A 14990-nucleotide genomic window follows, 5' to 3' on the forward strand; every position below is an offset into this window, starting at 1 on the left:
TCCATGCAGGGAAAGATCATTAAAGGAATCGCAGGTTTTTATTACATTTATGCCCAGGACGGCAATGTGTATGAATGCAAGGCAAAGGGGATTTTCCGAAAGGATAATTTCAAGCCCCTTGTAGGGGATAATGCGGAAATTTCCGTTCTGGACCAGGAGGCGAAGGAAGGCAGCGTAACTGCCATTCTTCCCCGCCGCAATTCCCTGATCCGTCCGGCAGTTGCCAATGTGGATCAGGCATTTGTTATCTTTGCAATGGAGGATCCAAAGCCGAATTTTCTTCTTCTGGACAGATTTCTGATCATGATGGAGCAGCAGGGGATTCCTGCTGTTATCTGTTTTAACAAGAAGGATTTAGGAGAGAAGGAAGAACTGGAACGGCTGTATCTGACCTATACCGGATGCGGATACCAGGTGGTTCTGTCCAGTACCTTAGAAGGAGAGGGCATCGACGAGATCCGTCAGATCCTGAGAGGAAAGACAACCGTGGTAGCAGGTCCTTCCGGAGTTGGCAAATCTTCCATCACCAACTGCATGCAGGGTGAGATTCAGATGGAGACCGGGGAAATCAGCCGGAAGCTGAAAAGAGGAAAGCACACTACCAGACATTCCCAGGTAATTCCTGTGGAGAAGGATACCTTCCTTGTGGATACTCCGGGATTTTCTTCTTTGTATCTTACGGATATGGAAGAAGATGAACTGAGAAATTATTTTCCGGAATTTCTGAAATATGAACCGCAGTGCCGTTTCCAGGGATGCAGACACATCCACGAACCGGACTGCGGCGTTAAGGAAGCACTGGCAGAGGGAAAGATCAGCCAGCTGCGTTATGATGATTATCTGGCATTATATGAGGAATTAAAAGAGAAAAGGAGATACTAAAACTATGTATCAGCTATGCCCTTCCATTTTATCAGCGGATTTTAACCGCCTGGGCGAACAGATTAAAATTCTTGAAAACGAAGGAGTACAGTGGCTCCACATTGACGTTATGGATGGGGATTTCGTTCCAAGCATTTCTTTCGGAATGCCTGTGATCAAATCCATTCGTAAGGAATCCAAGATGTTTTTTGATGTTCATCTTATGGTGACAGAGCCAGAGAGATACATTCAGGATTTTGTAAACTGCGGTGCAGATTCCATTACCGTACATGCAGAAGCCTGTGAGGATCTGGAAAGGACAATTGAGCGCATCAAGGACGCTGGCGTGAAGGTGGGAGTCTCCATCAAGCCTGCGACTCCGGTGAATGACATCAGCCATATGCTGGGGGATGTGGATATGGTCCTTGTGATGACGGTTCAGCCAGGATTTGGCGGACAGAAATATATGGATGAGTGTACAGAGAAGATTCAGGAACTGAGAGAACTGATCGACAAAGAGAATCTGGATGTGAATATTGAGGTGGACGGCGGAATCAATGAGGGTACTCTTGAGACTGTTATGAAGGCCGGGGCAAATATTTTTGTTGCCGGATCCTGGGTATTTGGCGGTGACATCGCAGAAAATGTCCGTCACATTCAGAAAGAAATTGAAGAAATCAGCGACCGAATCGAGTGAGATACAGTATGACAGACACAGTAATCGTAAGCGGGGGCATGATCCAGAAAGATTTTGCCCTCGATTTTTTAAAAAAACTGCAAAAAGAGAATAAAGACCAAAAGCTGCAGCTTGTGGCAGCTGACCGGGGACTGGATTTTTTCAGGGAGACCGGGCTGGTGCCAGATCTTGCAGACGGGGATTTTGACAGCGTATCTGCAGATGGAAAGGCATACCTTGACAGCCTGACCAAAACCAGTATCGTCCAGCTTCAGCCGGAGAAGGATGATACGGACACACAGTCTGCATTAAACCTGGCAATCAAACAGGGTGCCAGAAGCATTTTGATCCTGGGAGCGACAGGAGGCAGGCTGGACCACTTCCTTGGCAATCTGGGACTTCTTACCCTGGGAAAACAAAAAGGCGTGAAGGTTGCCCTGGCAGACGAGCAGAATTATATCTGTCTTGTGGAGAGTGGAACCAGGCTTTATAAGGACAGGCAGTTTGGAAAATATGTTTCTTTTTTTCCAGCAGGAGGAGCGGTTGAGGGACTTACCCTTGAGGGCTTTAAGTATACGCTGGCCGGATATAATCTGACAGTAGCGGACAGCGGACTTACCGTAAGTAATGAGATCCAGGAAGAAGAGGCAGTGATCCGCTACCAGAGCGGCAGCCTTCTGATGATCATGTCCCGGGACCGCAGATAAAGATCTTGCTGTGTTACTGGGCACGGAGCGAATAGTAACCTTGCTGTAACTGCGCAGACCATATACAGTTACAATTTACTTTTGAAACGCGGTGTGGTATGATTTAACAGGATTGGGCTGCCTTGCAGCCCTGCTACATTAAGAATTGGTATTTCGGAAGAAATACAAGGAGGAATATACAGAAATGAAATTAGGTATCGTTGGTTTACCAAACGTAGGAAAAAGTACACTTTTTAACTCTTTAACCAAGGCAGGAGCAGAATCCGCCAACTATCCATTCTGTACCATTGACCCTAACGTGGGCGTTGTTACTGTACCGGATGAGAGACTGGCTCTGCTTGGAGATTTCTATCATTCCAAGAAGGTAACACCTGCAGTCATCGAGTTTGTTGATATTGCCGGACTTGTAAAGGGCGCCTCCAAGGGCGAAGGTCTTGGAAACCAGTTCCTTGCAAATATCCGTGAAGTAGACGCAATCGTACATGTAGTACGCTGCTTTGAGGATACCAATGTAATCCACGTAGACGGAAGCATTGATCCAATCCGTGACATTGAGACCATTAATCTGGAGCTGATCTTTTCTGACCTTGAGATCCTGGAGAGAAGAATTGCCAAGGTTACCAAGACCGCACGTATGGATAAGGAAGCGGCCAAGGAGCTTGACTTCCTTCAGAAGATTAAGAAATGGCTGGAAGACGGCAAGATGGCAATTACCATGGAGCTTGAGAATGAGGATGAGGAAGCATGGATGGGAACCTATAACCTGCTCACCCAGAAGCCAGTGATTTATGCAGCCAATGTTGCAGAGGATGACCTTGCAAACGACGGAGCTGACAATGCTCATGTTCAGGCTGTAAGAAAGTATGCAGCAGAGCAGAACAGCGAGATTTTCGTGATCTGTGCCCAGATCGAGGAAGAGATTTCCGAGCTGGATGAGGATGAGAGAAAAATGTTCTTAGAGGATCTTGGTCTTAAGGAGTCCGGCCTTGAGAAGCTGGTAAAAGCAAGCTACCATCTCCTTGGCCTGATGAGCTTCCTTACTTCCGGTGAAGATGAGACAAGAGCATGGACCATCAAGATTGGAACCAAGGCACCTCAGGCAGCTGGTAAGATCCACTCTGATTTCGAGAGAGGATTCATTAAGGCTGAGGTAGTGAATTATCAGGATCTTCTGGATTGCGGCTCCTATGCAGGTGCAAGAGAGAAAGGCCTTGTGAGAATGGAAGGTAAGGATTACGTGGTACAGGACGGCGATGTAATCTTATTCCGCTTTAACGTATAATGATCAATGCGATCCAACCGAAAGAGACAGAGGGATAATAAATGTCAATTCAGTTTCCAAATCTGGGGATCAACCTGGATTATGTGGGAAAATCCATTCGCATATTTGGATTTGAAATTACCTTCTTCGGTCTTCTGATTGCAGCCGGAATGCTTCTGGGACTGGGATTTATAGTCCTTGAGGCAAGAAGATGCGGAGAAAAAGAAGATGATTACCTGGAAATGATGATCCTCTCACTGGTGACGGGAGTGATCGGTGCAAGAGCACTTTATGTATGTTTTTCCTGGAATCTTTATAAAGGAAATGTGAATCAGATCTTTAATTTAAGAGGCGGCGGCCTTGCTTTTTACGGCGGGCTGTTCGGCGGCATGCTGGGCGCAGCCATCTACTGTGCCATCCGCAAAAAGGCCTTCATGCAGATGGCAGATACTGCCTGTATGGGACTGGTGATCGCGCAGATAATAGGAAGGTGGGGGGATTTCTTTAACCGGGAATCCTTCGGTGAATATACCAACAGCATATTTGCAATGCAGCTTCCTTTATCCGCTGTGCGTTCCAGTGAAGTCACATCCGTTATGAGGGAGAATCTTGAGACCATAGGAGGCGTTTCCTATATTCAGGTTCATCCGGTCTTTCTTTACGAAAGTCTGTGGTGCCTGCTTTTGTTTCTGCTCATGCTTGTGTGGAAAAGAAAGAAACGTTTTCATGGAGAGGTATTCTTAAGATATCTGGCTGGATACGGACTTGGCAGATTCATTCTGGAATATCTGAGAACAGACAAGCTGACGATTCCCGGAACTTCCATCGGAATTTGCCAGGTGATCTCAGCGGCACTGTTTCTCATATGTGCGGTAGTGGTAACTGTGGAGAGCTCTATGGCGAAGAAGAGAGCTGCAAGGCGCAGACGCAGGAGAGAACAGGATTATGAAGCACAGGAGATGGCGGCCAGACAGGCTGAAGCGGAAGAATACAGAGACAGGCTTAAGCTTGAGCGGGCTTTTGCAGATGAAAAGAAAGGCAGTGTCCCGGAAGCATATTCCGGCAGTGTTCCGGTCTATGAAAGCCAGGAAGAAGAAAGCACTCAGGATGATCCAAAGGAAGAAGAGACTGCCGGATCAGCTTCTGACCAGATGGAAGAAGCTGCAAAGGATGGTTATGAAGAAGTCTCTGAAAATCAGGAAGCAGTTGCTGGCGAAGACGCTGAGACTGAAGAAACAGCTTCGGAAGAATACGAAGAAAATGAAGGCGATGAAGCCGTATCTGAGGAAGCACTTCAGGAAGACGGCAGCTTACAAAAAGACGATTCCGCCTATGAAGAGGTGGAAGAGACTGCTGCACCTTATGGAACAGAAGCTGCTTCTGCAGCGGATCCATCACTTTCAGAAGATGATGAGTGGCTGTATAGCAAGCCGCGCAGATTTGCGAAAAAACCTGCCAATGAGCAGAAAAATTGACGGTATGATCGCCAGATATCACGATCTTGCCGGGCTGAATGAAATATTTTGACCATTCCAAAAAGGGATGGAAGGCGAAGCGCCGCTTTGGTGAATGACTCATCAAAGCGGCGTTTTTTCTGTGTTTGTAAGGACTTTGTAACACAATTATGTAATAGATTTCATAATTTGCCACTTGTAATTTAGAAGCAAATGGGTTAGAATAAACGCATAAGTGGTAGGAAGTGGAGAAAAGTGGTGACAAATGGGGACGAAGTGGCAGAACTTCCATTTGTTTCCCATCATGAAATACGAAGGGGAGAATCGTATTTCACGAGAGTAGGTGAGTTTCTATGTTCATGGGAGAATACAATCATATAATCGACGCGAAGGGGCGTTTGATTATCCCGGCTAAGTTCAGGGAACTCTTAGGAGAAGAATTTGTACTGACCAAGGGACTTGATGGTTGCCTTTTTATTTATCCTATGGATGAATGGGAGGCCTTTGAAGAGAAGCTCAGAGCATTACCACTTACAAACAAAAACGCTAGAGCCTTTTCGCGATTCTTTGTAGCTGGAGCTACCATGTGTGAACTGGACAAGCAGGGGAGAATTCTCGTACCTCAGACGTTACGTGAGTTCGCTGGTCTGGAGAAGGACGTGGTCCTGACAGGCAACTTGAACAGAGTTGAGGTCTGGAGCAAGGAGAAATGGAGCGAGAATTGCAATTTTGACGATATGGACAGCATTGCAGAGAGCATGGAAAGCATCGGTATCGTTATCTGAGCATAAAACAAGCAGAAATCCAACAGGAGACGGAAATGGAATTTAAACACAAATCTGTATTACTGGACGAGACCGTTGGCGGGCTTAACATCAAGCCGGATGGAATCTATGTGGATGGCACTTTGGGCGGCGCTGGACATGCCATAGAGGTATGCAGGAAACTTTCTGCCAAGGGGAGATTTATTGGTATAGATCAAGACCAGGATGCGATAATTGCTGCGAGTGAACGACTTGCCGCCTTTGATCAGGTGACAATCATTCGCAGCAATTATTGTTACATGGTACCGGAGCTCGCCGCAAGGGGAGTTCACAAGGTAGATGGTATTGTGCTGGATCTGGGAGTATCCTCATATCAGCTGGACAATGAAGAACGTGGATTTACCTACCGGGTAGATGCACCTCTTGACATGCGTATGGACCAGAGACAGACTCAGACCGCCAGTGACATTGTAAACGGTTACGAAGAAAGAGAACTATATCGCATTATACGCGATTACGGTGAAGATAAATTTGCTAAGAATATAGCGAAACATATTGTTGCCGCAAGGCAGCAGGCCCCGATCACCACCACAGGGCAGCTTACACAGATCATACGGGAATCTATCCCTATGAAGATACAGGCAGCAGGCGGACATCCTGCCAAGCGTACCTTCCAGGCAATCCGTATTGAGCTGAACAAGGAGCTGGATGTACTTCGGGATTCCCTTGACGGGATGATCGATCTTCTGGATGATGGGGGAAGGCTTTGTATTATTACGTTCCATTCCCTGGAAGACAGAATCGTCAAGACCATCTTCCGCAAGAATGAGAATCCCTGTACTTGTCCGCCGGATTTTCCGGTTTGCGTGTGCGGGAAGAAGTCCAAAGGAAAAGTGATCACCAGGAAGCCGATTCTTCCCAGTGATGAGGAAATGGAAACAAATCCGCGTTCTAAGAGCGCAAAACTAAGAATTTTTGAGCGAAGGATTTAAAGAAGGGTAAAAAATGGCGAAGACAGGCAGACATACTACTTCCAGAAGAAGTTCACAGAGCATGTATGTTGATGGCAACACTGTGCGTAAAGTACAGGAAGTTCCTGTAAAAAGGGAATACCGTCAGCCAGAGCATTCAGTTAGAAAGAAACAGGCAAGACCTGCACTTGGCCCAGGTCAGGAACTGACCCGCCAGGGCAAGTCCCTTTCCAGGGAAGCGCGTCGAAACCGTGCCAAGGCCAACAGCATGAACCGGAATTTTGCCATATTTCTGGGCGTGCTTGGCGTTATAGTTGTATTTTGCAGCATCAATTATCTGCGTCTGAAAACAGAATGCACAAGCAAAAGAAGCCAGGTGGCTTCCTTAGAATCCCAGTTAGCAGAGCTGAAGGAAGATAATGATGCATATGAAAGCCAGGTAACATCCAGCGAGGATCTTGAAAGAATACGAAAGATCGCGATTGGACGACTGGGAATGAAATATCCAAGCAACCAGCAGACAGAGACCTATACAACTGAGGGCGGCAGCTTTGTCCGGCAGTATCAGGAAGTAACCGGGAAGTAAGGGAATGAAGGCAGGTGTTTGATTGAGTACTTCAGGAAGAAAAGCAAAGAAAAAACCAATTAAAAAAATAAATCACACTATGAAAAATAAGCTGTCAATACTGTTCTTATGCGTATTGGGAGCTTTAGTCGTTTTATTGGGAGTTATTACCTATATCAATTTTCACAGCGGTGAAAAATACAAGAAACAGGTATTAAGCCAGGCCCAGCAGAAATACCAGAATCGTACCATACCATCCAAGCGAGGCAGTATCTACGACCGGAATGGAAACCTTCTGGCAACCAGCAACAAGGTATACAATGTAATTCTGGACTGCAGGACCATAAACTCAGAGACCGATTATATAGAGCCCACGATCCGGGCACTGGAAAATATTTTTGGAGTGGAAGAGACCGCTGTCCGAAAGGCGCTGACAGATGATGAAACAAAGGACAGCCAGTACTGGGTGATCAAAAGGGCGGCCAGTATGGATGACCAGAAAGCCTTTGAGGATTACTGTGACCTTTCCGATACTACAGGCCTTACAGCAGCAGAAATTAAGGAACGGCAGAATGTGAAGGGCGTCTGGTTTGAGGAGGATTACCAGAGAGTTTATCCTTATAATGAGCTTGCCTGCGATACACTTGGCTTCACCTATTCCAGGGACTCGGCAGATTATGGCCTGGAAGGCTATTACAACAGCAGCCTTGTGGGAATCGATGGCCGCCAGTACGGCTACCTCAACGATGATTCCAATGTGGAGCAGACTATTATTGAGGCAAAGGATGGAAACAACCTGGAAACCAGCCTGGATCTTGGCATTCAGCAAATTGTGGAAAAATGGGTGAATGCTTTTATGGAATCCACAGGAGCCAAGAACATCGGCGTGATTGTGGAGAACCCTAATAACGGTGAAATCCTTGCAATGGATGGCGGAGACCGTTATGACCTGAACGATCCCCGTGATCTTTCTGATCAGTATACAAAGGAAGAACAGGCTGCCATGAGTGATTCGGAGACCATGACGATCTTAAGCGACAGATGGAACAACTTCTGCGTTACAGATATTTATGAACCGGGTTCTGTTGTGAAGCCCATTGTTATGGCAGCAGCTCTGGAGCAGGGCAAAATTTCCACAAGCGACACATTCTACTGCGATGGATTCCAGAACTTTGGTGTGGAAGGAAATATGACTACCATCAAGTGTGCGAATATCTACGGTCATGGCATGGAGACCCTTGCAGAGGTAATTGCCAATTCCTGCAATGATGCCATGATGCAGATTGGTGCAGCCATGGGCGCAGAGAATTTCTTGAAGGCCCAGAGCACCTTCAACTTCGGAAGCAGAACCGGAATCGATCTTCCAAATGAAGGCTACGGCATTATGCATACCATTGAGACCATGAAGGAGACGGAGCTTGCATGTTCTGCCTTTGGTCAGGGATTCAGCTGCACCATGATCCAGGAGATCAATGCCATGTGCTCTGTGATCAATGGCGGCTACTACTATCAGCCCCATCTTGTTACCAAGATTAAGGATGCCAGCGGTGCTACAGTGAAAAACATCAGCCCGATCCTTCAGAAGCAGACCATTTCCGAGAGTATTTCTGCAGATATCCGCAGCTACATGCAGGCCAGTGTGGAACAGGGTACCAGTATGACCTCCAAGGTGCAGGGCTACAGCTCAGGCGGTAAGACCGGAACTGCGGAGAAATTCCCGCGAGGAAACGGCAAATATGTAGTTTCCTTCATTGGTTTTGCCCCGGTAGAGGAGCCCCAGGTGGTAATCTATGTAGTCATTGATGAGCCAAACGTGGAAGATCAGGCAAGCAGTGTTTATGCCCAGTACGTGGCACAGGCCATTCTTTCTGAGATGCTGCCTTATATGAACATTCAGCCGGATGAATCCACAGACGGAACCATTCCGGAGACAGAGCTGTGGGAGAATTTCAGCGGTTATGCGAACAATGTGTCTAATAGCCAGATCGATGAAAACGGCAATCTTGTAGACGGAAATGGAAACCTGATCGACTGGGACGGCAACCGCATTGACGAGAACGGCTATCTTCTCAACATCGATGGAAGCTACAAGATGGATGAAAACGGAGAGTATATCAAATCCGACAATCTTGAGGGAACCAGCAATACCTATACAGGCTCTGCAGGTGAGACACTGCCAGAGGCTGTTTCCGATACCAACGTCCCCGGTCCGCCGGAAGATACCACAGATCCCATCCAGGATAACAACATGGAAAGCGAAGGCATTACAAACGAAGAAGCTGGTCTTGATTGAGCAGAGATGAAACATACCCCCGCGGGGAACTGTCATATATTAATTGTGACAGTTTCCGTCGAGGGATTTTTTTATGAAAAAAGCCATGACCTTTCACAGGAAAAAAATCTGGCTGGTCTTTCTCATATGTGCAGTCATGATGCTGGGAATGATCGGCCGGCTGGTCTATCTGATGGGGTTCCGGTCAGATTACTATTACCAGAAAGCACAGGACCTTCATGAAAGAGAGAGGGACATCAAAGCCGCAAGAGGCCAGATCCTGGATGCCCAGGGGCGGGTGCTGGCAGATAATAAGACAGTCTGCACCATTTCTGTCATACACAGCCAGATCAAGGAGCCGGAAAAGGTGATCCAGATTCTGTCAAAAGAACTGGATATGGACACAGAAACCGTGCGAAAAAGAGTGGAAAAGGTATCTTCTATTGAAAGGATCAAAACCAATGTTGAGAAATCTGTGGGAGATACCATCCGGGATTACGGTCTTGAGGGCGTGAAGGTAGACGAAGACTACAAAAGATACTATCCCTACGGCTCTCTGGCCTCCAAGGTTCTGGGTTTTACAGGAGGGGATAACCAGGGAATCATCGGGCTTGAGGTAAAGTATGAAGAGGTTCTGAAAGGGGAAAATGGCAAAATTTTGACCACCACAGATGCCCGTGGTGTGGAAATAGACCAGATTGGAGAAAGCAGAAAGGATCCGGTCCCCGGTGAAAACCTGAAGATCAGTCTGGATATTGATATCCAGCAGTACGCCCAGCAGGCTGCCCTTAAGGTGATGGAAGAAAAGCAGGCCACTCGTGTGTCCATCCTGCTTATGAATCCTCAGAACGGGGAAATCTATGCCTGCGTCAATGTGCCGGAATTTGACCTGAACGATCCCTTTACTTTAAATACAGATGTGGATACTACAGGAATGACCCAGCAGGAAAAACAGGACCTTCTGAACCAGATGTGGCGAAATCCCTGTCTGAATGATACCTATGAGCCGGGTTCTACCTTTAAAATCATCACCATGTCAGCAGGACTGGAGGCTGGCGTGGTTTCTGTAAATGACCGCTTTTACTGTCCTGGCTACAAGGTAGTGGATGACCGCCGGATCCACTGTGCCAGAAGGACGGGGCACGGCTCCCAGAATTTTGTGGAAGGGGCACAGAACTCCTGCAACCCGGTATTTATCGAGGTAGGCCTGCGTCTTGGCGTGGAAAATTACTATCATTACTTCGAACAATTTGGACTGAAAAAGAAAACAGGCGTGGATCTTCCAGGAGAAGCAGGAACCATTATGCACAAAATGGAAAATATGGGAAATGTAGAGCTGGCCACAGTGGCATTCGGCCAGTCTTTTCAGATCACGCCCATTCAGCTTGCCACTACCGTAAGCTCCCTGATCAACGGGGGAAGGCGGATCACGCCCCATTTTGGAGTGTCAGTGCTAAGTGCTGACGGCCTCAGCGGAAGGAAGCTGGAATATCCGGTGGAAGAGGGCATCGTCTCTGAGAAAACCTCTGAAACTGTGCGGCAGATCCTGGAAAAAGTAGTGTCAGAGGGCTCCGGGCGAAATGCTCAGATCGAGGGCTATACAGTGGGCGGCAAAACCGCCACATCCCAGACGCTTCCCAGAAGTGCCAATCGGTACATTTCTTCCTTCCTTGGCTTTATGCCTGCAGAAAATCCACAGATTCTGGGACTTTGCATCATCCATGATCCACAGGGCGTTTACTACGGCGGAACCATTGCGGCACCTGTGATCAAAGGCATTTTTGAAGCAGTTTTATCGTCGAAAAGCAACCTATGGGTTGATTAATAAGGGGAAAAGCTTTATACTATAAGATGCTTCAAAAAACAAAAATGAAAAACGAAAGAGTTAAAGAGGTGTGAGGATGGAATTTCATATTGTGATCCCGGTGCTGATTTCTTTTGCGATCAGTGCAGTATTAGGACCTGTCATCATTCCGTTTCTTAGGAAACTGAAAATGGGACAGACAGAGCGTACAGAGGGCGTACAGTCCCATCTGAAGAAAGCCGGAACCCCGACTATGGGCGGCGTGATTTTTCTGATATCCACGATTATTACTTCATTATTCTATGTGAAAGACTACCCGAAGATCATTCCGGTGCTGTTCCTGACATTAGGCTTCGGACTGATCGGATTTCTGGATGACTACCTGAAGGTAGTGCTTCGCAGATCAGATGGACTTCTTCCCTGGCAGAAGTTCCTGCTTCAGGTGGTTGTAACCGGTATTTTCACCTTCTATCTGCTGAAATATACCGATGTATCCCTGACTATGCGCATTCCGTTCTGGGGCGGACATTATCTGAACCTTGGATGGCTTGCGGTTCCGGTTCTGTTTTTTGCCGTGATCGGAACTGTCAATGGCGTGAACTTCACAGACGGTGTTGATGGCCTTGCCACAAGCGTTACCCTGATCGTGGCAGTGTTCTTTACCGTGGTATCCATTGGAACACAGTCCGGAATTGAGCCGGTTACCTGTGCGGTTATCGGCGGACTGATGGGATTTTTGCTTTACAACGTATATCCGGCAAGCGTATTTATGGGAGATACTGGTTCCCTGGCACTTGGCGGCTTTGTGGCTGGCGTGGCCTATATGCTGCAGATGCCCCTGTTTATCCTGATCGTAGGACTGATCTACCTGGTTGAGGTACTGTCCGTTATGATCCAGGTAACATACTTCAAGGCTACACATGGCAAGCGTATTTTCAAAATGGCTCCCATCCATCACCATTTCGAGCTTTGCGGATGGTCTGAAGCCCGCGTAGTTGCAGTGTTTACCATTGTGACTGCCATCATGTGCCTGATCGGTCTTTTGGCTTTGTAAGGCATTAAGGAGGAATTTTATTATGGAATTAAAAGGAAAAAAGGTTCTGGTTTTCGGAGCCGGCAAAAGCGGCATCGGTGCAGCAGACCTTCTGGGTGCTGTAGGTGCCTGCCCAATTCTCTATGACGGAAAAGCAGACTTGGATAAAGAAAGCGTATTACATAAAACAAGCGGCAATTATGAACTTCAGATCTATGCAGGAGAGCTTCCAAAGGAGGTTCAGGACAGCCTTGACCTGGTTGTGTTAAGCCCTGGCGTTCCTACGGACCTTCCGATCGTGAAGGGCTTTTATGAGCAGGGACTTCCTGTATGGGGAGAGGTTGAGCTCGCCTATGAGACCGGAAAGGGAGAGGTTCTTGCCATTACTGGAACCAACGGCAAAACAACCACAACCGCTCTTCTTGGCAAGATCATGAAGGATGCAAGAGAGTCTGTTTTTGTAGTAGGAAATATCGGTACCCCATACACCTCCAAGGCATTGGAGATGAAAGACAACACCATTACAGTTGCAGAGATCAGCAGCTTCCAGCTTGAGACCATTTCCAAATTTGCTCCCAAGGTAAGCGCCATTCTGAACATTACAGAGGATCATCTGAACCGCCATCATACCATGGCAGAGTACATCCGTGTGAAAGAGCTGATCACCAGCAACCAGGGCCCGGAGGATGTGTGCGTACTGAATTATGAGGATGAGGTTCTCTGCGAGTTTGGTAAGCATATCGTACCGAAGACCGTATATTTCTCCAGCGCAAGAAGACTGGAACAGGGTATTTTCCTTGAGGGAGACCAGATCATTCTTCGCACCAAGACAGAAGAGATTCCGGTAGTGAAGACAGGAGACCTGAAGCTTCTTGGACTTCATAACTTTGAGAATGTAATGGCAGCAGTTGCCATGGCTTATTGCGCTGGCGTTGATATGGACAGCATCCGTAAGAGCGTCTGCGAATTTACAGCTGTTGAGCACAGAATCGAGTATGTGACAGAGAAGAATGGTGTCGCTTACTACAACGATTCCAAGGGAACTAACCCGGACGCAGCCATCAAGGGAATCCAGGCTATGAACCGTCCTACACTTCTGATCGGCGGCGGCTATGATAAGGAATCCAGCTATGACGAGTGGATTCAGGCCTTTGACGGTAAGGTAAGATACCTGGTTCTCATCGGTCAGACCAAGGAGAAAATCAAGGCAGCAGCCGAGAAGAACGGCTTCCATGATATTATCCTCTGTGAGGACTTAAAGGAAGCGGTTCAGGTGTGTGCAGACAAGGCAAATGCCGGAGACGCAGTTCTGTTATCTCCTGCCTGCGCAAGCTGGGGACAGTTTGACAACTATGAGCAGAGAGGCGAGATGTTCAAGGAGTTCGTAAGAGCTCTGTAAGAATGCATATTGACCCAGGGAGCTATTTCCCTGGGTTATTTTTACATAGGGGAAAAATCCCCAGACATAGGTGTTCATCCTCTGGCATATGCTTAAATAAGGCAGCCAGCAGGAGCAAGCTATGATCCGGGAGAAAAATCCAAAAATGAAAACAGATATGGTCCTTCTGATCCTGGTGCTGCTTCTGGCAGTATTCGGGCTGATCATGCTGTTTTCCATCAGTGAATACAATGGCAGAGTGCGTTTCGGCGACTCTGCCTATTATTTTAAAAAGCAGCTTTTTGCCACTGCCCTTGGACTTATGGCAATGTACATAGTAGCGGAAATGGATTACCGCTTTTTCGTGGGGCTGGCACCGGCTGCCTATCTTTTGTCCATGGCACTTTCCACTGCGGTTCTGCTGGTGGGACAGGAGATTAACGGTTCCAAGAGGTGGCTGAATTTTGGGCCTCTTTCCTTTCAGCCCTCAGAGTTTGCCAAGGTCGCCGTGATTCTGTTCCTTACTTGGCAGATCGAAAAGAGCAGAAAAAAGACAGCTGGCTTCTGGTTTATGTGCAGGACTATGATGACCCTGCTTCCAATCGTGGGACTGGTCGGCACCAATAACCTGAGTACTGCTATTATCATACTTGGAATCGGCGTGGTGCTGATCTTTGTATCAGACCCTGGATATGCCAGGTTTATTGGAATGGGAGCCGCCGGGGTGGCGGTGATCGCGGTGTTTCTGGCAGCGGAAAGCTACCGGCTGGAACGGCTGGCAATCTGGCGGAATCCTGAGAAATACGAAAAAGGCTTCCAGACCATACAGGGGCTTTATGCCATTGGAAGCGGCGGAATCTTCGGCAGGGGATTTGGCAGCAGCCTTCAGAAGCTGGGGTTCGTGCCGGAGGCGCAGAATGATATGATTTTTTCCATTATCTGTGAGGAACAGGGGCTTGCAGGGGCTTCTTTTCTGATCCTGATCTTCGGACTGCTTTTGTGGAGGCTGTGCGTAATTGCCCTGCACTGCCGGGATCTGGAAGGCACTTTGATCTGCAGCGGCATTATGAGTCACATGGCGATCCAGGTGATCCTGAACATTGCGGTTGTGACCAACACCATCCCCAATACAGGAATTACACTTCCTTTTGTAAGCTACGGAGGAACGTCTGTGGTGTTTCTTCTGGGGGAAATGGGGCTGGCCTTAAGCGTAAGCCGCGGCGGAATGAAATAGCTGTCTGATT

At 47.6% G+C, this 14990-nt stretch carries 13 protein-coding genes; all 13 read left to right on the top strand.

Annotated features, from left to right (window positions below; genetic code table 11):
- The first annotated feature begins 3 nt into the window (after nt 1-3).
- The 13 genes from rsgA (at nt 4) to H8S54_RS00925 (ending at nt 14980) form a co-directional block, all read left to right on the top strand.
- The gene (gene rsgA / locus H8S54_RS00865; protein ID WP_117850837.1) at nt 4-882 is read left to right on the top strand and encodes a ribosome small subunit-dependent GTPase A; all 879 of its coding nucleotides are present in this window, start codon (nt 4-6) and stop codon (nt 880-882) included.
- Nucleotides 883-886: 4 nt separating this feature from the next.
- Entirely contained in the window at nt 887-1558 is a 672-nt protein-coding gene (rpe, locus tag H8S54_RS00870) for a ribulose-phosphate 3-epimerase (protein WP_117850834.1), read from the top strand.
- Between the two features lie 8 nt (nt 1559-1566).
- Nucleotides 1567-2244, top strand: a complete 678-nt coding sequence (locus tag H8S54_RS00875) for a thiamine diphosphokinase (protein ID WP_021926884.1) — start codon at nt 1567-1569, stop codon at nt 2242-2244.
- A gap of 184 nt (nt 2245-2428) precedes the next feature.
- The gene (ychF, locus tag H8S54_RS00880) at nt 2429-3526 is read left to right on the top strand and encodes a redox-regulated ATPase YchF (protein ID WP_021926448.1); all 1098 of its coding nucleotides are present in this window, start codon (nt 2429-2431) and stop codon (nt 3524-3526) included.
- Between the two features lie 41 nt (nt 3527-3567).
- Complete coding sequence (gene lgt, locus H8S54_RS00885; RefSeq protein WP_021926447.1) at nt 3568-4980, top strand: prolipoprotein diacylglyceryl transferase; 1413 nt, start codon at nt 3568-3570, stop codon at nt 4978-4980.
- Between the two features lie 332 nt (nt 4981-5312).
- A complete protein-coding gene (gene mraZ / locus H8S54_RS00890) occupies nt 5313-5744 on the top strand; it encodes a division/cell wall cluster transcriptional repressor MraZ (protein WP_021926446.1) in 432 nt (143 codons plus the stop codon).
- Nucleotides 5745-5779: 35 nt separating this feature from the next.
- The gene (gene rsmH, locus H8S54_RS00895; protein WP_117850832.1) at nt 5780-6715 is read left to right on the top strand and encodes a 16S rRNA (cytosine(1402)-N(4))-methyltransferase RsmH; all 936 of its coding nucleotides are present in this window, start codon (nt 5780-5782) and stop codon (nt 6713-6715) included.
- A gap of 13 nt (nt 6716-6728) precedes the next feature.
- Entirely contained in the window at nt 6729-7280 is a 552-nt protein-coding gene (locus H8S54_RS00900) for a septum formation initiator family protein (protein WP_021926444.1), read from the top strand.
- Nucleotides 7281-7416: 136 nt separating this feature from the next.
- On the top strand, nt 7417-9552 hold the full coding sequence (locus H8S54_RS00905) for a peptidoglycan D,D-transpeptidase FtsI family protein (RefSeq protein ID WP_243176585.1): 2136 nt from the start codon (nt 7417-7419) through the stop codon (nt 9550-9552).
- A gap of 73 nt (nt 9553-9625) precedes the next feature.
- Entirely contained in the window at nt 9626-11356 is a 1731-nt protein-coding gene (locus H8S54_RS00910; RefSeq protein ID WP_186900706.1) for a peptidoglycan D,D-transpeptidase FtsI family protein, read from the top strand.
- A gap of 76 nt (nt 11357-11432) precedes the next feature.
- On the top strand, nt 11433-12389 hold the full coding sequence (gene mraY / locus H8S54_RS00915) for a phospho-N-acetylmuramoyl-pentapeptide-transferase (RefSeq protein WP_021926441.1): 957 nt from the start codon (nt 11433-11435) through the stop codon (nt 12387-12389).
- 22 nt (nt 12390-12411) lie between these two features.
- Nucleotides 12412-13767 carry a UDP-N-acetylmuramoyl-L-alanine--D-glutamate ligase gene (gene murD / locus H8S54_RS00920; RefSeq protein ID WP_021926440.1) on the top strand — a complete coding sequence of 452 codons (1356 nt, stop codon included), beginning with the start codon at nt 12412-12414 and terminating at the stop codon, nt 13765-13767.
- 121 nt (nt 13768-13888) lie between these two features.
- A complete protein-coding gene (locus H8S54_RS00925) occupies nt 13889-14980 on the top strand; it encodes an FtsW/RodA/SpoVE family cell cycle protein (RefSeq protein WP_117850830.1) in 1092 nt (363 codons plus the stop codon).
- Nucleotides 14981-14990: the final 10 nt, after the last annotated feature.

This window comes from Blautia segnis (assembly GCF_014287535.1).
GTDB classification, from domain to species: Bacteria; Bacillota; Clostridia; order Lachnospirales; family Lachnospiraceae; genus Blautia_A; species Blautia_A acetigignens.

Coding starts and splice junctions, on each gene's coding strand:
- H8S54_RS00900 (WP_021926444.1), top strand. CDS start 6,729: ATGGCGAAGACAGGCAGACATACTACTTCCAGAAGAAGTTCACAGAGC.
- rsgA (WP_117850837.1), top strand. CDS start 4: ATGCAGGGAAAGATCATTAAAGGAATCGCAGGTTTTTATTACATTTAT.
- lgt (WP_021926447.1), top strand. CDS start 3,568: ATGTCAATTCAGTTTCCAAATCTGGGGATCAACCTGGATTATGTGGGA.
- mraZ (WP_021926446.1), top strand. CDS start 5,313: ATGTTCATGGGAGAATACAATCATATAATCGACGCGAAGGGGCGTTTG.
- rpe (WP_117850834.1), top strand. CDS start 887: ATGTATCAGCTATGCCCTTCCATTTTATCAGCGGATTTTAACCGCCTG.
- ychF (WP_021926448.1), top strand. CDS start 2,429: ATGAAATTAGGTATCGTTGGTTTACCAAACGTAGGAAAAAGTACACTT.
- H8S54_RS00910 (WP_186900706.1), top strand. CDS start 9,626: ATGAAAAAAGCCATGACCTTTCACAGGAAAAAAATCTGGCTGGTCTTT.
- murD (WP_021926440.1), top strand. CDS start 12,412: ATGGAATTAAAAGGAAAAAAGGTTCTGGTTTTCGGAGCCGGCAAAAGC.
- H8S54_RS00925 (WP_117850830.1), top strand. CDS start 13,889: ATGATCCGGGAGAAAAATCCAAAAATGAAAACAGATATGGTCCTTCTG.
- H8S54_RS00875 (WP_021926884.1), top strand. CDS start 1,567: ATGACAGACACAGTAATCGTAAGCGGGGGCATGATCCAGAAAGATTTT.
- mraY (WP_021926441.1), top strand. CDS start 11,433: ATGGAATTTCATATTGTGATCCCGGTGCTGATTTCTTTTGCGATCAGT.
- rsmH (WP_117850832.1), top strand. CDS start 5,780: ATGGAATTTAAACACAAATCTGTATTACTGGACGAGACCGTTGGCGGG.